General features: G+C 47.9%; 22 protein-coding genes. 10 read left to right on the forward strand and 12 right to left on the reverse strand.

The genetic code is table 11. The features are described 5' to 3' along the window. Positions 1 to 14: 14 nt before the first annotated feature. Entirely contained in the window at positions 15 to 776 is a 762-nt protein-coding gene (locus IC229_RS16280) for a metallophosphoesterase family protein (RefSeq protein ID WP_190888060.1), read from the forward strand. 2 nt (positions 777 to 778) lie between these two features. Here the strand turns inward: IC229_RS16280 and IC229_RS35740 are convergent, their stop codons facing one another. Further along, entirely contained in the window at positions 779 to 904 is a 126-nt protein-coding gene (locus IC229_RS35740) for a hypothetical protein (RefSeq protein ID WP_262893393.1), read from the reverse strand. Between the two features lie 19 nt (positions 905 to 923). Here IC229_RS35740 and IC229_RS16285 point away from each other — a divergent pair, with 19 nt between their 5' ends. From IC229_RS16285 to IC229_RS16295, 3 genes are all read left to right on the forward strand, one after another. Beyond that, on the forward strand, positions 924 to 1,262 hold the full coding sequence (locus IC229_RS16285) for a hypothetical protein (RefSeq protein WP_190888061.1): 339 nt from the start codon (positions 924 to 926) through the stop codon (positions 1,260 to 1,262). 5 nt (positions 1,263 to 1,267) lie between these two features. Further along, positions 1,268 to 1,702: a hypothetical protein gene (locus IC229_RS16290; RefSeq protein ID WP_190888062.1), complete on the forward strand. Its 435-nt coding sequence runs from the start codon at positions 1,268 to 1,270 to the stop codon at positions 1,700 to 1,702. A 160-nt stretch (positions 1,703 to 1,862) separates the two neighbouring features. Further along, complete coding sequence (locus IC229_RS16295; protein WP_223834025.1) at positions 1,863 to 5,321, forward strand: M36 family metallopeptidase; 3,459 nt, start codon at positions 1,863 to 1,865, stop codon at positions 5,319 to 5,321. A 72-nt stretch (positions 5,322 to 5,393) separates the two neighbouring features. Here IC229_RS16295 and guaB read toward each other — a convergent pair whose 3' ends face one another. Together guaB and IC229_RS16305 are read right to left on the reverse strand one after the other, a co-directional pair. After that, on the reverse strand, positions 5,394 to 6,866 hold the full coding sequence (gene guaB, locus IC229_RS16300; RefSeq protein ID WP_190888063.1) for an IMP dehydrogenase: 1,473 nt from the start codon (positions 6,864 to 6,866) through the stop codon (positions 5,394 to 5,396). 198 nt (positions 6,867 to 7,064) lie between these two features. After that, positions 7,065 to 7,493 carry a DUF2141 domain-containing protein gene (locus IC229_RS16305; RefSeq protein ID WP_190888064.1) on the reverse strand — a complete coding sequence of 143 codons (429 nt, stop codon included), beginning with the start codon at positions 7,491 to 7,493 and terminating at the stop codon, positions 7,065 to 7,067. 40 nt (positions 7,494 to 7,533) lie between these two features. On the opposite strand from IC229_RS16305, the gene recJ reads away from it, so the two are divergent. Both recJ and lptB read left to right on the forward strand, forming a co-directional pair. After that, positions 7,534 to 9,273: a single-stranded-DNA-specific exonuclease RecJ gene (gene recJ, locus IC229_RS16310; protein WP_190888065.1), complete on the forward strand. Its 1,740-nt coding sequence runs from the start codon at positions 7,534 to 7,536 to the stop codon at positions 9,271 to 9,273. 102 nt (positions 9,274 to 9,375) lie between these two features. Then, positions 9,376 to 10,107, forward strand: coding sequence for an LPS export ABC transporter ATP-binding protein (lptB, locus tag IC229_RS16315; protein WP_190888066.1), 732 nt, complete (start codon positions 9,376 to 9,378; stop codon positions 10,105 to 10,107). Position 10,108: 1 nt separating this feature from the next. On the opposite strand, the gene recO is transcribed toward lptB, so the two are convergent. The 4 genes from recO to IC229_RS16335 form a co-directional block, all read right to left on the reverse strand. After that, positions 10,109 to 10,801, reverse strand: a complete 693-nt coding sequence (recO, locus tag IC229_RS16320; RefSeq protein WP_190888067.1) for a DNA repair protein RecO — start codon at positions 10,799 to 10,801, stop codon at positions 10,109 to 10,111. A 21-nt stretch (positions 10,802 to 10,822) separates the two neighbouring features. Next, complete coding sequence (locus IC229_RS16325) at positions 10,823 to 11,239, reverse strand: arsenate reductase ArsC (RefSeq protein WP_190888068.1); 417 nt, start codon at positions 11,237 to 11,239, stop codon at positions 10,823 to 10,825. Positions 11,240 to 11,244: 5 nt separating this feature from the next. Beyond that, positions 11,245 to 11,679, reverse strand: a complete 435-nt coding sequence (arsN2, locus tag IC229_RS16330; protein WP_190888069.1) for an arsenic resistance N-acetyltransferase ArsN2 — start codon at positions 11,677 to 11,679, stop codon at positions 11,245 to 11,247. A 249-nt stretch (positions 11,680 to 11,928) separates the two neighbouring features. Continuing rightward, complete coding sequence (locus IC229_RS16335) at positions 11,929 to 12,255, reverse strand: ArsR/SmtB family transcription factor (protein WP_190888070.1); 327 nt, start codon at positions 12,253 to 12,255, stop codon at positions 11,929 to 11,931. 98 nt (positions 12,256 to 12,353) lie between these two features. On the opposite strand from IC229_RS16335, the gene IC229_RS16340 reads away from it, so the two are divergent. Beyond that, on the forward strand, positions 12,354 to 13,190 hold the full coding sequence (locus IC229_RS16340) for a fumarylacetoacetate hydrolase family protein (protein WP_190888071.1): 837 nt from the start codon (positions 12,354 to 12,356) through the stop codon (positions 13,188 to 13,190). 45 nt (positions 13,191 to 13,235) lie between these two features. Continuing rightward, positions 13,236 to 13,826, forward strand: a complete 591-nt coding sequence (locus tag IC229_RS16345) for a Uma2 family endonuclease (protein WP_190888072.1) — start codon at positions 13,236 to 13,238, stop codon at positions 13,824 to 13,826. On the opposite strand, the gene IC229_RS16350 is transcribed toward IC229_RS16345, so the two are convergent. From IC229_RS16350 to IC229_RS16365, 4 genes are all read right to left on the reverse strand, one after another. Next, on the reverse strand, positions 13,827 to 13,997 hold the full coding sequence (locus IC229_RS16350; RefSeq protein ID WP_190888073.1) for a DUF2256 domain-containing protein: 171 nt from the start codon (positions 13,995 to 13,997) through the stop codon (positions 13,827 to 13,829). Between the two features lie 70 nt (positions 13,998 to 14,067). After that, a complete protein-coding gene (locus tag IC229_RS16355; RefSeq protein WP_190888074.1) occupies positions 14,068 to 15,207 on the reverse strand; it encodes a 5-(carboxyamino)imidazole ribonucleotide synthase in 1,140 nt (379 codons plus the stop codon). A 107-nt stretch (positions 15,208 to 15,314) separates the two neighbouring features. After that, the gene (locus IC229_RS16360) at positions 15,315 to 16,019 is read right to left on the reverse strand and encodes a head GIN domain-containing protein (protein ID WP_190888075.1); all 705 of its coding nucleotides are present in this window, start codon (positions 16,017 to 16,019) and stop codon (positions 15,315 to 15,317) included. A 183-nt stretch (positions 16,020 to 16,202) separates the two neighbouring features. Next, positions 16,203 to 16,649 carry a hypothetical protein gene (locus IC229_RS16365; protein ID WP_190888076.1) on the reverse strand — a complete coding sequence of 149 codons (447 nt, stop codon included), beginning with the start codon at positions 16,647 to 16,649 and terminating at the stop codon, positions 16,203 to 16,205. 48 nt (positions 16,650 to 16,697) lie between these two features. Between IC229_RS16365 and IC229_RS16370 the strand changes: the two genes are divergently transcribed. Further along, positions 16,698 to 17,396, forward strand: a complete 699-nt coding sequence (locus tag IC229_RS16370; protein WP_190888077.1) for an ABC transporter ATP-binding protein — start codon at positions 16,698 to 16,700, stop codon at positions 17,394 to 17,396. On the opposite strand, the gene IC229_RS16375 is transcribed toward IC229_RS16370, so the two are convergent. Beyond that, a complete protein-coding gene (locus tag IC229_RS16375) occupies positions 17,361 to 18,206 on the reverse strand; it encodes an aminotransferase class IV (RefSeq protein WP_190888078.1) in 846 nt (281 codons plus the stop codon). The genes IC229_RS16370 and IC229_RS16375 overlap by 36 nt on opposite strands. Positions 18,207 to 18,280: 74 nt before the next feature. Between IC229_RS16375 and IC229_RS16380 the strand changes: the two genes are divergently transcribed. Then, positions 18,281 to 19,795: a TolC family protein gene (locus IC229_RS16380; RefSeq protein WP_190888079.1), complete on the forward strand. Its 1,515-nt coding sequence runs from the start codon at positions 18,281 to 18,283 to the stop codon at positions 19,793 to 19,795. Positions 19,796 to 19,883 lie beyond the last annotated feature (88 nt).

Below are 19,883 nucleotides of genomic sequence, written 5' to 3' on the forward strand. Positions count from 1 at the left end.
ATCCCCGGTTGAAAATGCGAATTGCCTTTATTACCGATATGCATCTGGATGCCGAAGGTGAAAAACCAGCGGGCGTCGATGTGCGACAGAATTTCCTGGATGCCCTGGCTTACCTGGCCGAACTGAAACCCAATTGTCTGGTCATTGGTGGCGACATCTGCAATACGGAGGGCGACGAAGCAATTTACCGTTGGGTGAAAAGTGAGCTCGATAAACTTCCGATGCCTTATTTTGTGATTCCGGGGAATCACGATGATTCGGCGATGATGGCCGAGATATTCAAGCTTACACATAATCTGATTCAGAGTGAGTTATATTACGCGTTGCCTATGGAGGGACGCCCGGCTTTGTTTCTGGATTCTGGTAAAGGAGCGTTTTCGGAAGAGCAATGGAACTGGTTGGAAGATTACATAAAAGCCTTACGCGATACGAACGTAGTGATATTCATGCACCACCCACCCTTACGGGCGGACGTTGAGTTCATGGATAGCAAATACCCATTTCGACAGAGTGAACGGTTTCTGGAACTGGTACGTGAATTACCCTGCCACGTAACAGTAATTTGTGGTCATTACCACGTCGAAAAAGTAGTTCAGCGGGGTAATCTGGTGGTGTTGCTTTCGCCGTCGACGTTCTACCAGATGAAGCAGGATACGCCGGAATTTGCCGTTGATAATTACCGCATTGGTCTCCGCGAAATCGATCTGACTCTTCACGGCACCATTAGTAATATATATTATCTGGAGCCTTCCGTCCAACGTAACACTGATACGTAATTCTACGCGCATTCTTCCAGAGAACGTAGTGATACCCGACTAAAATTGGGCAATACTACGTCGAACAGATTCCGCAATTCTGCGCTAAAACCGCTACGTTTATTCGCCGACTTTTGGGAAGTTTTCACCCTAAATCAACTTCTCAAAATGGAAGCATCCAAAAACACAAAAGGCAGCGAATTCCACGTATTGCTAAGTGGAATGAAACTCCCTGCCCGACTCGAAAGTAAGATTGCAGCCGGTATTCAGACAGTAGTTGCATCGGCGCTGGCGGGTTATCCGAATCCCGATGATCCCGATGGCGACGATGGTCCGGCTGGTGGTGGAGGAGGGTCATTTCCGGGAGGAGGTGGCTCGCACGTAGTGATTCCGCCAAGTCGCTGGAAAGGCTACTGGATTAAAGCAATCGGTAGAGACTTGAAAGTCAGCCTCGACGAGATAAAGGTTCAGGAGGGATTATTGCAAAAGGGTATTCAAGGCATGTAATTAACATGGTAACCCCAAATACGACCCTTTGCCCCAGCGCACGCGCCGAAGAAGGCGCGTTGCTGCTGGGCGTTGTTGGCCCCGATCAGTCGGTGAGCCTGCTGAAAGAACCTGAACTGCTTACTACCGAATTAACCGAAGCTGTTACGTCCATCGACGCGCCTGAGCGACATTTTCGATTTGCCAATCGGTGTGTGAAATCGGGTTGCAATCAATGGCGCGAAGGCCGCTGCGGTGTTATTGATTTAGTGATGTCATTCAACAAACATCTGTCGGAGCCGACCGCCTTGCCCTTTTGCGCTATTCGGTCGCAATGTCGGTGGCATCAACAGGTTGGGCCTACCGCCTGTTCCATATGCCCCTTCATCATAACCGACTCAACTCAGACCAATGAAGAACGACTGAACTACATAGAATCCAACGCATTGGCGGTTGAGTGATGATTCATTTATCCGCTTGTCAGAAGTTTGGGATGGATATGTAGCAGCTATTATTTATACTGACGACATACGTATTAATTCTGATTCATTTGTTGAAAAATCGGTAATCAAGGGCTTATTTTACCGAAATGAGTGCTTTTCTCCTTCCTCAGAATTAAACATGCTCAACATTTATCGAATTTCACGTAGCGTACTACGTATCAGTTGCTGTGTATTGGTTTTGATGATGGGTATGGTTGATGCATACGCTCAAATTGAAATAGAAACTGCCCGTCAATACGTAGCAGCCAACATGCAGCAACAGCAGTTAACCCCACCCGATATTGATGGACTGCTTTTGTCCAGCGCTTACAAATCGCCCACTACGGGATGGTATCACGTTTACTTCAATCAGGCATATCAGTCAGTTGAAGTTTACAATCGAATGATGAACGTAGTGCTGATGGATAAGCAGGTTTCGTACACAAACCATAATTTCATTGCGGGCATCGATCGCATTGCGAAAACCGGAACCAGTAAGAGTATGATTTCTCCAGTGGTTGCCCTTCAGAAAGCCGCAGCAAACGTAGGGCTGGCCAGCACCAATCTACTCCCGATTCAGGAACTGGCAACAGCCAAACTAGCCGATGGTACGTTGACGAAAGCCGTCTATTCGTTGACTAATCTATCAAACGAAAAGATAAATGTAAAACTGTACTGGCTTCCGGTTACTACGTTTACGGTAGAGAAAAAGCAGACAGCAATTAATAAACTGGCACTAACCTGGCAGGTTCGTTTTCTGACCAAAGATGGCAAACATGGCTGGAACATTCATGTAGACGCTACGTCGGGCGAAATTCTGCAAAAGAAAGACGCCATCATTAGTTGTAATTTCGGTACGTCGACACACCTCGCTGCCCCCCATGAGTGTGTCGATGGCACCCAGCCCGATGGTGCTAAATATTTTGGAATCCAAAAGAAATCGGGGGCGTTTACGGGGAATGGTTATACGGTTTTTGACTATCCAATCGAAGGTCCCACCTTCGGTCCGCGTACTGAATCGGTGATGCCTTATGCGCGGTTTGCTCCCGCCGGTGTAGGGCCAGGTACTACCAATGGCTGGCACGACGATGGCGTAACCAGCTACACCACCACGCGCGGCAACAACGTCTATGCGCAGGAAGACATCGACGACAATGATCAGCCGGGAGCGAGCCCCCAGTCGGCGACACTGGATTTTACCTATCCGTATACGTTTGGATTGAATACGGCAGTCGGCAACCGGGATGCCGCCATTACCAACCTGTTTTACTGGAATAACCTGATTCATGATGTGCTCTGGAAATTTGGCTTCGATGAACCGAGTGGTAATTTCCAGAATAGTAATATTCAGGGCCTGGGTGGCCTGGGTAATGATTATGTTATTGCGGATGTTCAGGATGGCGGGGGAACCAACAATGCAAACTTTTTCACCGATAATGACGGCATAAGAGGCCGTATGCAGATGTACCTGTGGAATACGTCATCAACGTATCAGCCTGATGGCGATTTTGATAATGGTATCATTACGCACGAATATGGTCATGGCTGGTCGACCCGGTTAACTGGCGGGCCAGCTAACTCGTCATGTCTGGATAACGCAGAGCAGGGTGGCGAAGGCTGGAGTGATTTCCTGGCATTGATGCTAACAACTAACTGGTCGTCACTGAGTGCTAATGTCGCAAGTGCCAATATCCCGCGTGGGGTTGGGACGTATTCGCTGGGCCAGCCGACGAACGGGGTGGGTATCCGTGATTATCCGTACTCCTACGACATGGATAATGTAAATGGAAACGTTACCTACGCCAAAGTGGGTGATGCAGATTTCGCGATTCCACACGGTATTGGCTCAATCTGGGCAACCATGCTCTGGGATATGACCTGGGAAATCATTATGCAGGATAACCACATAGAGCAAAACATATACACCACCCCCAGCAGTATAACTGCTATGCGGGGGAACATCGCAGCTTTGAAACTGGTCAATGAAGGGTTGCGAATGCAACCCTGTAGCCCGAGCTTTGTGCAGGCTCGTGATGCTATTCTGCAGGCCGACCAAATGTTATTTGGCGGTCGATATCATTGTGCCATTGGCAGAGCTTTTGCCCGGCGTGGTTTAGGAGCGGGGGCCTCCACCGGTGTTTCGTCCAATGACCGCCTTGTTACTGAAAGCTTTGCCCCAATCGATGGTCCCGCCTTAAGCTCACCCATAACAGCCACAGTCTGTTCCAATACTTTGTTTACGTATAATGCTACGTCTACTACCGCCAATACAACCATCAGTTGGGTCCGGATGCCCGTTACGGGCGTTAGTAATGGAAGTGCCATCAGCAGTTCGGCTGCAATTAATGAGACACTTATCAATACCACTACGTCTCCGGTTGTTGTCCGATACGTGTTTACGTTATCAGCTCCGTCTGCCCAATGCTCCACTCAACAGACTATTAAGGTAACGGTCTATCCGAGTATTGTTCCAATCGTTGGCTCCTATTCGGTTTGTCAGGATGCCAGTGTACCTACTGGTGCAGGTCTGGTTGTACCCACACAAATCAGCAATCTTGTAAATGGAGCACTGACAACTGGTTCGCCCACGTATGCGCGGGCCGCTAACGATGATGTGACTACATATAATACAGGCACAACGGTTTATTATCAATCGTTTACGTTTGTGGCTCCTGCCAGTGGTCCACAAACTTTCGAAGTCACAGCATCTACTTTCCCTGACAATGATTCTTACTTATCATTGTATCAGACTTCATTTAACCCAGCTAGTCCGGCAACGAATTTCCTGCGTGGTGATGATGATATTGACTTTTTTGAAGGCCTCTATCTCTCAAAGCTCACGCATACACTGGTAGCTGGTTCGACCTATATTTTAGTGGTTGGTACGTTTTACTCTGGTATCACCGGAAGCTTTACGTTGCAGGCGACTGACCAGGGATTTCAACTTGGTCCGCCCAACTGGTTTACGGCGCCTTCTGGAGGTTCTCCTGTATTCTCAGGTACGGTCTTTAATCCGGTGGGGGTTGGAGGATCAGGCGTTCCTAACACCAATACGCCCGGAACTACCGTGTTTTACGTAGCGAGTCCCAACCAAAGCATATGCCGTACAGCCACTACGTTCACCGTGCTGGGTACTGCATCGCCAGTAGTCTCCAGCACCAGTGTAATCATTACGTCGGGTGGCTCTGCCACGCTCAATGCAACCGGATGTACAGGTGTTGGTGCTACGTTGAAATGGTACCAGACTGCCGATAACGTAGCGGTAAGTATGCCTGTTTCGCCAACCGTTACGACGCAGTATTACGCTCGCTGTCAGCAGACTGCCAGTTCGGGAGTTTGCCTTAGTGTGCCTAGTCAGAATGTTACAGTAACGGTCGTAACCCCAACGGCATTCAGCTCGGCCCAGACGGGTAACTGGAACGTACCGACGACCTGGGATTGTAACTGTATTCCCAATGGTACGTTGCCAGTTCAGATTATGAGCACACACGTAGTAACCGTTCCTACCGCCTATACCGGACAGGCGAAAAAACTGAAATTTACCGGATCGGGGAAAGTCCGGCTGGAAGGGACGGGAAAAGTGAATATTGTGAATTAGGCTAAAAGTCGACAGCCATTAGTCATCAGAATAACTAACGACTGACGACTAATGACTGTCGACTTTTAACCCTTACCGCGCCGAGTAATTCGGTGCTTCTTTCTGAATCTGAATATCGTGAGGATGGCTCTCGCGTGAACCGGCCGTGGTGATTTTGACAAACTTGGCCTGCTGCAAAGCCGGAATATCAATAGCTCCGCAATAACCCATACCAGCTTTCAATCCTCCAACCATCTGATACACAATCTCAGATACCTTGCCTTTGATTGGTACACGACCGACAATTCCTTCTGGTACGAGTTTCTTGATGTCGTCTTCGGCGTCCTGAAAATAGCGGTCTTTCGAGCCATCTTCCATAGCTTCAACGGAACCCATACCCCGGTACGTCTTGAACCGTCGACCTTCATAAAGCACTACTTCGCCGGGCGCTTCTTCAGTACCCGCCAGAAGCGATCCAATCATTACGGTGCTGGCTCCACCGGCCAAAGCTTTGGTTATATCGCCCGAAAAACGAATGCCCCCGTCGGCAATTACCGGTACGTCTGTGCCCTGCAACGCTTTTGCCGACTCGTAAACGGCGGTCAGTTGCGGCATGCCGATACCGGCAATGATACGTGTGGTACAGATACTACCCGGTCCTACGCCCACTTTCACGGCATCGGCACCGGCATCGGCCAGGGCTTTGGCACCTTCGCCAGTTGCTACGTTACCCGCAATGACCTGAAGTTTGGGAAATTGCTGCTTGATGTTACGTACCGCGTCTAATACGCCTTTAGAGTGCCCGTGGGCAGTATCTACACTGATGACGTCGACACCGGCTTTTACCAGCGCTTCGATACGTCGGGTAAGATCGGGGGTTACACCCACAGCTGCTCCTACACGTAGGCGACCGAGTTCATCTTTGCAGGCATTGGGATGGCTTTTCTTTTTAAGAATGTCCTTGTACGTAATCAGCCCGACGAGGTGGTAATTGTCGTCAACGATGGGTAATTTCTCGATGCGGTATTGTTGAAGGATGCTCTCAGCTTCTTCGAGCGTAAGATTCTGCCAGGCTGTTACGAGGTTTTCCTTCGTCATGATGTCCGTAACGGGCTTGGAGAAGTCGTTCTGGAAACGTAAATCCCGGTTGGTCAGAATACCAACGAGTTTACCGGTATCATCAACCACGGGAATACCGCCAATTTTAGACTCCCGCATAATTTTATGCGCGTCGCCCAACGTAGCGGTTTCTAAGAGTGTAATCGGGTCGATAATCATACCACTTTCCGAGCGTTTCACTTTACGGACCTGATCGGCCTGCGCTTCAACGCTCATGTTTTTGTGGATGATGCCAATACCGCCTTCCTGAGCCATAGCAATCGCCAGCGCCGATTCGGTAACGGTATCCATGGCCGCCGAAATCAGTGGAATGTTAAGCTGTATGTTGCGGGTAAGCTGGGTGACGGTTTTCGTATCTCGGGGGAGAACTTCCGAATAAGCCGGAAGGAGCAGTACGTCGTCGTAAGTAAGAGCCTCGTAAAGAAATTTGCTGGTATCTAAGCTCATGAGCAAATAGCAGGTTGTGTTATTTGCCGGGTAAAATTACAAAAAAATTCTGAACCGGGCTGTCTGAACCAGGATTTTTTCAGGATTCTGAACCGGGATTTAGCTGATTGACGGATTTGCAGGATTTTGCTTTTTATTAAGCGCTTCGAGGAAGCGAAAGCAAAATCCTGCAAATCCGTCAATCAGCTAAATCCCGGTTCAGAACTTCTTCAGAGCAATCTGAATCGTTTTTCCACCATTGCCAACCGTGAATTGGCAATCACTGAATTTGGGTGCCGACATTTTAGGGCGAAAGTTATTGCTGAATCCGTACGGCTCTTTCGGAATACCAAACATTTTTTTGTCCATCTTGCCATTACTATTTTCGTCGTGAAAAATAGCGATGGCATACGTACCTGGCTCCACAGAAAAACTTGCCCGAACGGTCGCACTCTCAGCATCTACTTTTTTTCCATCAATGGGTTTCCCATTGGGGAACTCATTGCCAGGGGGAAACAAGGCTACAAAAACAGTTCCTTTCAACGGCTGGACGTTTTGAATTTCAACGGTTAGATTGGTTTTTTTTGGTGACGACCGGGGGACGAAGGCCGTCATACACAGGCTTAGGGCGAAAAGGAGATAGCGCATAACGTAGCGATTTTATAAAAACCGATTTAATTTTACAATCATGATAGCCCAGCCGCACCCGCCTACCAAACGATGGATAACACGACCGTTCCCCGGTTCAGTAGAACAACAGGCTGCTATCGACTCTTTAACTCAATCGCTGGGTATTAGTTCAGCCCTGGCCGCATTGCTGGTGCAGCGTGAGGTTCATACCTACGATGAAGCCCGAACTTTTTTTCGGCCTGAAATGGGTCATCTGCACGACCCGTTCATGATGAAAGACATGAACCGGGCGATTATGCGATTGCAGATGGCGATGCTGCCCGAAAAGCAGGAAAAAATCCTGATTTACGGCGATTATGATGTTGATGGCACTACGTCGGTGGCACTGGTTTATAGCTTTCTGAAAAACTATCATTCCGACATCGACTACTACATTCCGGATCGTTACAAGGAAGGATATGGCATTTCGAAGCAAGGCGTTTTGTGGGCGGCTGAAAATGGGTTCACGCTCATTATTGCCCTCGACTGTGGCATTAAATCCATCGAACGTATCGCCGAGGCAAAAGCATTGGGCGTCGATTTTATTATCTGCGATCACCACCGCCCCGGCTCTGAACTGCCCGATGCCGCTGCCGTGCTGGACCCAAAACGCGACGACTGTGGGTATCCGTACAAAGAACTGAGTGGTTGCGGAGTAGGTTTCAAACTGCTTCAGGCGTTTTGCATGAACGCTTCCATTCCATTGGATGCCTTACTTCCAAGTCTGGATTTAGTGGCCGTCAGTATTGCATCCGATATAGTGCCGCTGACGGGCGAGAACCGGGTAATGGCGTACTATGGCTTAAAATATCTTAACACGGCACCACGTACCGGGCTGAAAGCGTTAATCAGAGTAGCAGGTTTTGCGCGGGAATTGGATATTACTAATCTGGTATTTGGTCTGGGGCCACGTATCAATGCCGCTGGTCGGATTCAACATGCCAAAGCCGCCGTACAGTTGTTGTTGGCCGAATCTGAGGACGAAGCCGATACGTTTGCGATGGCAATTAACAAGCATAACAACAGCCGACGCGAGTTCGATAGCAGCATGACCGAACAAGCGCTGGCCATGATTCGCGAGAGCGAAACGTTGCTGAACGCCAAAAGTACTGTTTTGTACGATGCTACGTGGCATAAGGGGGTTATCGGTATTGTGGCTTCCCGTTGCATTGAGCATTTTCACCGTCCGACCATTATTCTGACGCAGTCGAACGATAAGGCGGCTGGGTCGGCAAGGTCGGTGCCGGGTTTCGATGTATACGAAGCGATTGAAGAGTGTGCTGAACTCTTGGAGCAGTTTGGCGGGCATACATTCGCAGCAGGTATGACCATGCCCGTGGATAACATCGACGCGTTCCGGCTTAAGTTCGAAGAAGTCGTTTCGCGCAAAATAAAAGAAGAGCATCTGACGCCCATGATTGACATCGATCTCCCACTCGATTTCAGCGAGATTACCGATAAACTCGTCAGGATTGTGAAGCAGATGGGCCCGTTTGGCCCGCACAACATGCAGCCGGTGTTCATGACCGAGGGCGTTTATCTGGTCGAAGAACCGATTATTATGAAAGAGAAACACCTGAAAATCAGCGTTCGGCAGCAGCGTTCAGGGCACATATTAACGGCTGTTGGGTTTGGGCTGGCGCACCTGGCTCGTCAACTTCGTAAGGGAGAACCGTTCGCCATCTGTTATCAGGTCGAGCAGAATTTTTTTAACGGCAACGTACTACTCCAGTTGATGCTGAAGGATATAAAAGTTTAGTCAATAATCGACAGTCACGGTCCGCCGTTGCGGTCAGTCTGCACAAATGAAGTAAGAGCTGTTAACTATCGACCGTCAACTATTGACTGCTGATTTAAACTCATGATTCTTAGAACTGAAAATTTAGTAAAAAAATACGGCTCGCGGCTGGTTAACAACAACGTATCGTATCAGGTTGAAACGGGCGAAATTGTTGGATTGCTGGGCCCGAATGGGGCCGGTAAAACTACCTCATTTTACATGGCGGTTGGGTTAGTAAAACCCAATAGCGGCAAAGTTTTTATCGACTCTACCGACGTAACGGATTTGCCCATGTACAAGCGTGCCCGGCTTGGGTTAGGGTATCTGGCGCAGGAAGCTTCTATTTTTCGTGACTTATCAGTAGAAGAGAACGTATTGGCAGTGCTCGAAATGACCAGCCTTCCTAAAAGAGAGCAACGCGAAAAAGTAGAGCAATTGCTGGAAGAATTCAGCCTGACACATGTACGCAAGAGTAAAGGAAAAGTGCTATCAGGTGGAGAGCGTCGACGTACTGAAATTGCCCGCGCGCTAGCCGTAGACCCCAACTTCATTCTCCTGGATGAACCTTTCGCGGGCGTCGACCCAATTGCCGTAGAGGATATTCAAAGCATTGTGGCCAAGTTGAAGCACCGTAACATCGGCATTCTCATTACCGACCACAACGTTAACGAGACTCTCTCCATTACCGACCGGGCTTATTTGTTGTTCGAAGGAAAAATTCTGAAGCAGGGTTCCGCTGAAGAACTCGCTAACGACGAACAGGTACGTAGGCTGTATCTGGGTCAGCATTTCGAATTGAAGCGGAAAATTTAGACTAGTTCAGCACTTCCCGCAACACCGGCAGCGATTTCACTTCGCCAATCGAATCGATGTGAATCTGGTAATACGCTACCAGTGCGTCAAGCAATTCGTTACGTCCCGCACGACTTAACTTGATGAGCGTACCGAGCTTTTGACGTAGCATGATGTTCAAGGCTGTTTCCATTTCAACATCAGGCAAAAAAGGGTAGGAGTTTTCGCGAAGTTGAGTCTCGAACTCTCGTGATGATTCAGGGCCGAAACCCAGGAAAAACGAAAGTTTTAGCAGGAAAGTGAGGTGGAAATTCTCGTAATTAGTCTGAGCTTCTTCCAAAAATAAGACTGAATCGATCAGGAAGCGGTACATCATCGGATTGCTGGCTTCTTCCTTCAGGACTTTGTTCAGCATCTCCGTCACGAATAAGGCAATAGTTGATTTGCTTACCTCAAAGGGTAGGCTCTGGAACGGGTAGCTTGTCTTCATTTCCGACAACCGATGCAGATCGCGGTCGGGTTTGTTGTAAACCACCATATCCAGTAAGGTAAGCGGCTGAAATAAAGCAATTTTATTGTTTTTACTTCGCGCCGAGCGGACGCCGTTCACCAGATAGCTTTGCAGGCCGAACTCTTCGGTGTAAATGCGGGCAATGATTGATGACTCGCGGTAACGGATATAACTGAGGGCAATGCCCCGGGTTTTTTGCAGCATTTTCGATGATTCGTAAGCCTACTAAGATAACTCTTTTTGAGCGAAATGTAGGCTAAAATCACGGATTTCATTACGTACTGATTTATAGGAATTCCATATTTCTTCAACTGAACCGGTTGCCTTCGAGGGGTCAGTAAAATTTTGATGGATGCGTGTGGCATTTCCAAGCCAAATGGGGCAGCGTTCCTGAGCGTGATCGCAAACCGTAATAACGTAGTCAAACGAGATACCGGCGTATTCACTGACATGATTTGAGGTGTGATGGCTTATATCGATGCCATCGTCGGCCATTATCTGAACAGCTTTAAGATTGAGGCCATGTGTCTCAACACCAGCACTGAATACTTGAGCACGATTACCAGCGAAATGTTGAAGATATCCCTGAGCCATTTGGCTTCGGGTTGAGTTGCCGGTGCACATAACCAGAATTCGCTTCATATTGGTCAGAGAGTTTGTCTCATAACAATAGCCGATGCAGGGCAGAGCGAACTGAATTGACTCGTTTGCTGGATAGACGTAGGAGCCTCGTTGCGATCGATTGCTGTAAAGCCTAACCGTGCAAAATATTGAGCAGCCGTTGTTGTAATCAGGTACAACGTATCAATTCCCTGTTGTTGTGCTGTCTGACTCAGTACGTTGTAAAGTTGATGCGCAATGCCCTGATTTCGGTAATCAACGTCGACACAAACCGAACGTAGTAGACCAATATTGCCGTATTTTTCAAATCCGATTGACCCAATAAGTCGGTCGCTATTGACAGCTATCCAGAAATTGGGCAACCCACCAGGCAAGTCACTGACGGGTAAATGATGAGCGGCCAGGAGTTCGGTTAGAGGACCTAATACATCTGGTTGGGCGGCTTTGAGCTGAATAGTCATGGTTTTATAAAGTTAACGTCCCGAAACAACCGGTAAATGATTTCGTTTCGGGACGTTGTAAACTAAACGTTAACAGCACCCGGCCTCAGGCGGGCAGCAGCATTCACCGTCATCGGTGCAGCCGTCATCAATTTCGCAGCAATCTTGTGTTTCCATGATTGTTTGAATTTAAAAGTGAACAATTTATGTACGTGCTTCGAAGCCAATTTAAAACCATCGTAATATTACGATGAATAAGAATAAAAAATTTTAACAACAGTCCTGCTCGAAAGACTGCCCTAGAAATCCAGCAAATAATTGCTTGGCTTCCTCCCAAACAGGTCTATCAATACAGTAGCAAACGCGAGGTGGATCTATCTCTCCTTTAATTAAATCAACCTGTTTAAGCTCTTTTAGGTGTTGTGAAACTGTGGCCTGCGCTAATGGAAGTTCACTGACCAAATCGCCACAGACACAGCTCGTTCGCTCAATCAACACTTGCAAAATGGCTACGCGTGCCGGATGTGCCAAAGCCTTGGCTAATTCAGCGATGCGGTTGTCGTATTCCGTAAATATTTCGGTTTTAGATAAACCCATTAGCAGACTAGAATCGTAAAAATAAATTCTATCGCAATATTACGATGAAGTAAAATAACTTCCAAATTTTCTTTGCACTACGTATTTAGCTTAACTCCATGAAACTTTATAATACACGCTCCGGCATTGTTCTTGAATCCGATAATCAGTTCTACAACGTACCAACAGCCGATTGGGACACCCTTGTAAATCGGGATGATTTATACGCTCATTTACAGCAACTTACGCAGGTTGTTGCGTCCTCTACTACGTATCGCGATTGGCTTCAAACAGGTTTGCTTGCCCCTATTGGGCGTCAGGAGGTTTGGGCGTCGGGGGTTACGTATCTACGTAGCCGGGACGCCCGGATGGAAGAATCGAAAAAAGCGGGGGGCGATAATTTCTACGACCGCGTGTATGACGCCGAGCGCCCCGAATTATTTTTCAAAGCAACGCCTGAGCGTGTAGTTGGCCCCGGTGCGAATGTACGTATCCGCGCCGACTCAACCTGGAACGTACCAGAACCCGAATTAACCTTGTTTATTACGTCGTCGGGAAACATTGTGGGCTACACCTGCGGTAACGACATGAGTTCACGTAGCATCGAAGGCGAAAATCCGTTGTATCTACCCCAGGCGAAATCGTATGATGGCAGTGCAGCACTTGGCCCATGTCTCTACGTTCCTGAATCACCGATTGCGCCAACATCGCAAATCCGGCTGGAAATTATTCGAAACAGTCAGGCGGTTTTTACGCAAAGTATCGCCATCAGCCAGATGAAACGACAACATACCGAACTGGTTTCATTCCTATATCGTGAGTGTTCGTTTGCCAACGGCTGCTTCCTGATGACGGGTACTGGCATTGTACCAACCGACGATTTCACGCTACGTTCCGGTGACGAAATCAGCATCACGATTGACGGTATTGGTACGTTGACGAATACGGTGGCATAGGTCGATAGAGTTTCGTAATTTTGGTAGTTAATCGCGCGTCTGGCTATGATTACTGAACTTTCGCAACTTGACCCAAACGGTACGTATACGTACGCTGATTACCTGAAGTGGCGCTTCGACGAAAGCGTAGAGCTAATAAAAGGAAAGCTCTACGATATGTCACCTGCGCCACGTTCAAAACATCAACGAATCTCTATGCAAACTTCGGGGGAATTATACGCTCATTTTCGAGGGCGTTCCTGTGCAGTGTATTCGGCTCCTTTTGACGTAAGGCTACCCAATCCTGGTTACGAACCGGGGTTTAATAACAAAATTTATACGGTTGTACAGCCGGATATTTGCGTTATCTGCGATTCCACCAAAATTGATGAATTCGGGTGCGTAGGTCCGCCCGACTGGATTATCGAAATTACGTCTCCGTCAACGCTCAAAAAAGACTTTAATGAAAAGTTTGATTTGTATGAGTCAGCGGGTGTGCGCGAGTACTGGATAGCCGTTCCTAAAAGCCAGGAAATATATGCTTATGTACTTGAGAACGAGCGCTATACAGAACACGAAGTATACGAACAGGGAGACAAAGCTACCTCGGCTATTTTCCCTGAATTAACGCTGGAACTAGACTGGATTTTTGGCTGATTAACGATGAGTGTTATGGACTGCATTCGCTGATTTATTAACCCGTCGGCAGGCGTCACTGCAATAAATGACCTGATCCCAATCTCGTTCCCATTTTTTTCGCCAGCTAAACGGGCGATTACAAACCGGACAGATTTTCGTTGGGGAATCTCCTTTTTTGCGCATTTTCATGCAGGGACAACCTGATGATGATTCTAAAGGTTTTTTATAGAATCATCATCAGGTTGTCCATATGTTACGTTTACGTGATCACCCGAATTCCTGCTTTCACCTGCTCGACTTTGGTACGTAGCGCATTCAGTGAATTGTCCATTACCGTTACGTGCCCCATTTTGCGGAAAGGTTTGGTGATGGCTTTTCCGTAGAAAAACGGGAAGACGCCGGGGATAGCCAGCAGATTTTCCAATCCTTCATAAACAGCCGGGCCGGTATAGCCGTCTTCGCCGAGGAGATTGACCATCGCGGCTGGTTGGTAGGCCGACGTATCGCCAAGCGGATAATTCAGAATAGCGCGCCAGTGCTGTTCAAACTGCGACGTTACGTTGGCCCGGATGGTGTGATGACCGCTATTGTGCGGGCGGGGAGCTACTTCGTTAATCAATACGTTACCGAGCTTATCCAGAAACAATTCGACAGCCAGCAGTCCCACAATACCGAAGGCATCGGCGGTACGTCGGGCAATGTCCTGCGCTTTCTGATTGATTTCAGGGGATATTTCAGCAGGAGCAAAAAGGTATTCGACCAGATTTAATTCGGGATGAAATACCATCTCGACCGTTGGGAAAGTCTGGACTTCACCACGTTCATTTCGGGCGACAATGACAGCCAATTCCTTCTCAAAATCAACGGCTTTTTCCAGCACACCCGGCGCGTCGAACGCTTTACCAACATCGGCTACTGAGGCAATACGTTGCACACCACGGCCATCGTAGCCATCGCGGCCTAGTTTATGAAAAGCGGGAAGAAAATCAGGCTGTTGAATATCGACCATCGCTACGTCGGCGCGATTTTCGGTCAATACGTAGTCGGCAGTGGGGAGGTTATGGGCAGAATAGAACTGCTTCTGGAGCCGTTTATCCTGAATGATACGTATCACCGACGGTTGCGGAAACACACGTTTACCTTCGCGTTCGAGGGCTTCAAGTGCATCCACGTTGACCCGTTCAATTTCAATCGTCAATACGTCAACCGCCTGCCCGAATTGATAAACCGTTTCGTAATCAGTCAGCGAACCCTGCGAAAATTGGGTGCATAAATGCCGACAGGATGCTTCTGCATCGGGGTCGAGTATGTGAACGCGGAGATTCCAGTCGACAGCTGCCTGTAAAAGCATCAGGCCAAGCTGCCCTCCGCCAAGAATACCAATTGTGGGAGTCAACATTTAAAGAGTGAAAGAGTGAAAGAGTGCCGCAACGGAGGTTGAAAGAGTGATTCTGACAGACAAAATTACTCTTTCGCTCTTTCACTCTTTCACTCTTTCACTCTTTTTTAGTCTCTGCGGCTAATGTCGCCACCACCTGATTCACTTTTGGCAAGTATTTTAGCTGAACCTGAATAATAGATATCGGAACCACCAGATGCCTTCATTGTCAGCTCTTTACTGGCATTTACATATACATCTGAACCTCCCGACGAGTTAGCGTTACAGACTTCAGTCACTAACTTTCGCGCATCAAGGTCGGCGCCACCCGAGCCATTGGCGTTGAGCGAACGGGCGGTTCCCTGAATCGTAGCATCAGCACCACCAGAAGCCGATACGTTTAGTTTGTCAGCTTTCAGGTCGAGTTTTACGTCGGCACCACCGGAAGCTTCTACGTTCAGATCGTTAAACGTCAGTCGCCCCTGCCCAAATACATCGGCTCCGCCCGCAGCCTGTAAATTCGTCAACTGTTTGAAGGTCACATAAGCTTTGACGTAGTTGTTCCGGCCAAAATTCCAGCCGCCAAAGCCCTTCTTTTCAATGTAGAGTTCTAGTACGCCATTTCTGACTTTCGATATTACCCGGTCTTCGTCAACACCTTTTACATCGAAGGTTAATTTCTCCGAACTTCCCTGGGTTAGGTACAGATCGATGCCGCTACTCACAGTAATACCTGAAAAACCCGAAACGGATCGGTCTTTTTTCCAGTCGTCGTCAGTACTAGGATTGATACCGGCGGAAAAGAGGAAAAGCGTTAAGAAAATTGCTTTCATACAATAAGCGGTTTAGTTTTTTTGAGAAGATGGTAAAATCATTGAGTAAGTTGCATCCTTTATGTGAAAAACATGTCCGGTTTCAAAAAATCGTTGTCCGGTAGCGGACGATAGACAACGTATTGCTTTTTGTAATCAATTAGCTATCAATGCAATGTGAAAGTGGCACGAGGCTTGAGCGTACTAGGCAAGCATGCGATTGAGGTCGAGATGGAGTACTTCCGAAAACGATGTCTGGGTCATTAAACCCGCGTCGCCCTTGCGGTAACGAAGCCAATTCTCCGTTTTGTAGTCATAAACAAAACCTTCGAGAATACCATACTCGTCCTCATCGATAAGTCGAATAACTTTGTTGATGTCTTTCTTTAAACCAACGGTATGACAGATTTCAATAATGATAGGTGTTGTCAAAGCTTCATTATCGAATAAAATAACATCGGGTGTAGGGCTAGCCTCGGCTTCGTTGAGCATTATTTCGGGCAGGGGCTCAAGTGTAATAGTCTTAGCATCATAGTAAAGAGTCCCAAGGCGCGTATTTAATTTTGAAATAATGAGTTGATGATCTTTAGGCCCATAAATGGCCACATCTTCCCGGAAAATAAGGTCATCCGTGCTGCCAGGTATATACATAAAGCGTACAGCTTAACTAAACTAAAACAATTTTCAAAGTAACAGATTATGATTCAACTCCGCAACGTCTCGAAATACTACCCCGCCGGGTTTGGCCGGGTCTACGTGTTACGTAACGTCACTCTCGACATCAATCAGGGTGAATTCGTATCCATCATGGGGCCGTCGGGATCAGGGAAGTCAACGCTGCTCCACATTCTGGGGTTGCTCGAAGAGCCTTCTGAAGGCGAATATTTCTTCGATGACCAACCCGTGCAGAAACTCTCGGAGAAACGACGTACCGAACTCCACCGAACCCAGATCGGCTTCGTGTTTCAGGCGTATCACCTCATCGACGAACTGACGGTATACGAGAACATCGAAACGCCCCTGCTATACAAAGGATTGAATGGGTCTGAACGGAAAAGTCGTGTAGCCGAGTTGCTGGACCGTTTTAACATGGTCGCTAAAAAAGACCTGTTTCCGGCACAGCTATCTGGGGGGCAGCAGCAGTTGGTTGGTATTGCCCGGGCACTGGCGGCTGGCCCCAGCGTTATCTTCGCCGATGAGCCAACAGGCAACCTTCACTCCGATCAGGCCCGCGATATTATGGAACTATTCCGCGAACTGAATCAGAAAGATGGCGTAACGATTGTGCAGGTAACTCACTCAGAAATTAACGCTGAATATGGCACACGCATACTTCGATTGAAAGATGGCTGGCTGGACGATTCAGCTGTGAAGCTGAGCGAACAGGGCGTTAAGTAACGATTCTGCACTTGCAAACCCCTGCAAGTGCAGACTGTTATGCAGCCCGTTTATGTTACGTAGCCATTGAATGCCCATAACGTTCGTGCAAAACACTACGTCGGCCTGAGTAAGTACGTCGGGTAAATATAGCCCCTCAGTCAGGGAGATACCTAGCTCAGGAGCGAAACGTAGCAGTTGCCGTCGAATGATGCCGTTAATACAGCCGGTCTGGAGCGATGGTGTAAATAAGGTCTGATTGGTATACCAGAACAGATTCGATGCCAGACATTCTGCCAGAAACCCGCTGGTATCGAGCAGAATAACATCATCGAGACTGTTTTTCGATCTGTAAACACCGGCCAGTACGTAGGGTAGGGCACTCAGAGTTTTGAAGGCCGAAACAGGCGAAGAAGACAATCGGAACGTATCATAAATTCCAATCTGAGCTTTATCTGTTACAGAAAATGGGAGCGAGGAACGGACAGTAATCAATACGTTGGCTTTGGATGTGATTGGTGTATAAAGCCCGCCCGCCTGCCGCCAAACCTGAATTTTGATACGTGCTGCCTGATCGGTCAGGCTGTTCACCGACACTAATTCAGTGATACATTGATAAACAGCGTCGGCGGTAAAGTTGTCCGGTGCCTGAAGACCTAAACCAGCCATGCCGGCCGTAAGGCGGGCGAAATGGTCGGGCCAGAACCAGACAGTACGTTGTTCGTAACGGATGGTTTCAAAGAGACCATCCCCGTATTGAAAAGCCCGGTCATGAATCGACAGGCGAAAATCGTTTTCGTAAAGTACATCCGAATTATAAACCAGAAACATACTTAGTTTGCGCCGTTTATCCTAAAACGATAGCTGGCCCGAAGGTAAGTTTGTAACATTGAACCAACAAAATTATGTGTACTCAAGTAGCGTGGAAACAAATGCGGGTCGTAACGGCCTTGTTACTGACAGCAGGTCTGTCGGGCACATACGCGCAAAATACACCCGGTGCTACAACCACCACCGCACCTACGAGCACGGCAACTGCCAGTGCGTCGTCGCGGCTGACCTTGCAGCAATGCATCGACGTTGCTCAGCAAAATAATCTTCTGGTGCGCCAGGGACGACTAACCGTTGCCAACAGCGATCTGCAACTCCATCAGGCCCGGTTAAATCGGCTGCCTTCGGCTGTTTTTCAATCGAATCAGTCGATAAATGGAGGACGTAGCATCAACCCTCAGGATAATACGTTCGTTCAGCAAACGATTAAATCCAGTAACTATCAGCTTAATACGTCGGTTACGCTCTATAATGGCATGGTGCTTCAGAACACCGTGAAGCAAAATAATCTGGCCCTTCAGGCTAGTCAGGAGGAATTGAATGCTACGCAGAACAATGTGTCGTTGACGGTTGCCCAGAACTACCTGAACGTGCTAACCGGGACTGAGCAACTGGCCGTTGCGCAACGGCAGGCCGACGTAACGCGGGCACAGTTAGACCGTACGCAGCGTTTGGTGAACGCTGGCTCGGCCCCTGAATCAAATCTGTTTGAACTCAGGGCAACATTAGCCAGCAATGAAGTGGATATCGTTAATGCCCAGAATACGCTCGATTTGGCGAAAGTTGCCTTGATGCAGGCAATGAATGTACCGATTAACCAGGATTTTGACGTAGTACCTATTGATGTGCCTGATCCAAATCTGGACCCGTATACGGCTAGTGTTCAGCAACTTTATGACGCAGCCTCTACCAATTTGCCTGAAGTGAAGGGGGCCGATTTGCGAGTTAAGAGCGCTGGTCTGGGCGTGGAAGTAGCCAAAGGTGGGCTTTATCCAACCCTATCGTTAAACGGAAATCTGAGTACTATTTATTCCAGTGCCGCTAGTATAAACGTACCGAATGGCCAGACGAATCAGACAACGGTTGGTTTTATAACTGATCCCGCCACTGGAACTAATATCCCTATCAACATTTCAACGCAAGGCTCCGACCGTGCCGGGATTTCCTATGGCTCTCAACTAGAAAACAACTTTAGCCAATCGGTATCTTTGTTTTTGCGCGTACCTATTTTTCAGGGTAACTTGTCGCGCAATCGGATTACAACGGCTAAAATTCAGCAACAAAACGCTGAGTTAACGGCTCAGAACACTCGTTTAACGTTGCGCCAGCAAATAGAAACGGCTTATACGCAAATGCGGGCTGGAGCTAATCGCTACAGAGCAACACAGGTGCAGGTAGCGTCGCTGGAACGGGCGTTTCAGATGGCCGAAAGCCGGTTAAATGCCGGGGCTCTCAACGCAACCGATTATAACATTGCCAAAACGAATCTCGACCGCGCTCGGGCTAGTCTTGTCCAGGCTAAATATGATTACGTATTTCGAACCAAAATTTTAGATTATTACCAAAATAAACCCTTAGGTTTTAATTAATGGTGAATGAGTGAATTAGCGAATGAGTGAATAAAAACAATCGAATTGTATTCACTCATTCACTCATTAACTAATTCACTCATTCGCT

The sequence above is a fragment of the Spirosoma profusum genome, from assembly GCF_014699005.1.
GTDB classification, from domain to species: domain Bacteria; phylum Bacteroidota; class Bacteroidia; order Cytophagales; family Spirosomataceae; genus Spirosoma; species Spirosoma profusum.

Bases quoted from the DNA above. Each gene is read 5' to 3' on its own strand.
- IC229_RS16280 (WP_190888060.1), top strand. From the start codon at position 15: ATGCGAATTGCCTTTATTACCGATATGCATCTGGATGCCGAAGGTGAA.
- IC229_RS16285 (WP_190888061.1), top strand. From the start codon at position 924: ATGGAAGCATCCAAAAACACAAAAGGCAGCGAATTCCACGTATTGCTA.
- IC229_RS16290 (WP_190888062.1), top strand. From the start codon at position 1,268: ATGGTAACCCCAAATACGACCCTTTGCCCCAGCGCACGCGCCGAAGAA.
- IC229_RS16295 (WP_223834025.1), top strand. From the start codon at position 1,863: ATGCTCAACATTTATCGAATTTCACGTAGCGTACTACGTATCAGTTGC.
- guaB (WP_190888063.1), bottom strand. From the start codon at position 6,866: ATGAGCTTAGATACCAGCAAATTTCTTTACGAGGCTCTTACTTACGAC.
- IC229_RS16305 (WP_190888064.1), bottom strand. From the start codon at position 7,493: ATGCGCTATCTCCTTTTCGCCCTAAGCCTGTGTATGACGGCCTTCGTC.
- recJ (WP_190888065.1), top strand. From the start codon at position 7,534: ATGATAGCCCAGCCGCACCCGCCTACCAAACGATGGATAACACGACCG.
- lptB (WP_190888066.1), top strand. From the start codon at position 9,376: ATGATTCTTAGAACTGAAAATTTAGTAAAAAAATACGGCTCGCGGCTG.
- recO (WP_190888067.1), bottom strand. From the start codon at position 10,801: ATGCTGCAAAAAACCCGGGGCATTGCCCTCAGTTATATCCGTTACCGC.
- IC229_RS16325 (WP_190888068.1), bottom strand. From the start codon at position 11,239: ATGAAGCGAATTCTGGTTATGTGCACCGGCAACTCAACCCGAAGCCAA.
- arsN2 (WP_190888069.1), bottom strand. From the start codon at position 11,679: ATGACTATTCAGCTCAAAGCCGCCCAACCAGATGTATTAGGTCCTCTA.
- IC229_RS16335 (WP_190888070.1), bottom strand. From the start codon at position 12,255: ATGGGTTTATCTAAAACCGAAATATTTACGGAATACGACAACCGCATC.
- IC229_RS16340 (WP_190888071.1), top strand. From the start codon at position 12,354: ATGAAACTTTATAATACACGCTCCGGCATTGTTCTTGAATCCGATAAT.
- IC229_RS16345 (WP_190888072.1), top strand. From the start codon at position 13,236: ATGATTACTGAACTTTCGCAACTTGACCCAAACGGTACGTATACGTAC.
- IC229_RS16350 (WP_190888073.1), bottom strand. From the start codon at position 13,997: ATGAAAATGCGCAAAAAAGGAGATTCCCCAACGAAAATCTGTCCGGTT.
- IC229_RS16355 (WP_190888074.1), bottom strand. From the start codon at position 15,207: ATGTTGACTCCCACAATTGGTATTCTTGGCGGAGGGCAGCTTGGCCTG.
- IC229_RS16360 (WP_190888075.1), bottom strand. From the start codon at position 16,019: ATGAAAGCAATTTTCTTAACGCTTTTCCTCTTTTCCGCCGGTATCAAT.
- IC229_RS16365 (WP_190888076.1), bottom strand. From the start codon at position 16,649: ATGTATATACCTGGCAGCACGGATGACCTTATTTTCCGGGAAGATGTG.
- IC229_RS16370 (WP_190888077.1), top strand. From the start codon at position 16,698: ATGATTCAACTCCGCAACGTCTCGAAATACTACCCCGCCGGGTTTGGC.
- IC229_RS16375 (WP_190888078.1), bottom strand. From the start codon at position 18,206: ATGTTTCTGGTTTATAATTCGGATGTACTTTACGAAAACGATTTTCGC.
- IC229_RS16380 (WP_190888079.1), top strand. From the start codon at position 18,281: ATGTGTACTCAAGTAGCGTGGAAACAAATGCGGGTCGTAACGGCCTTG.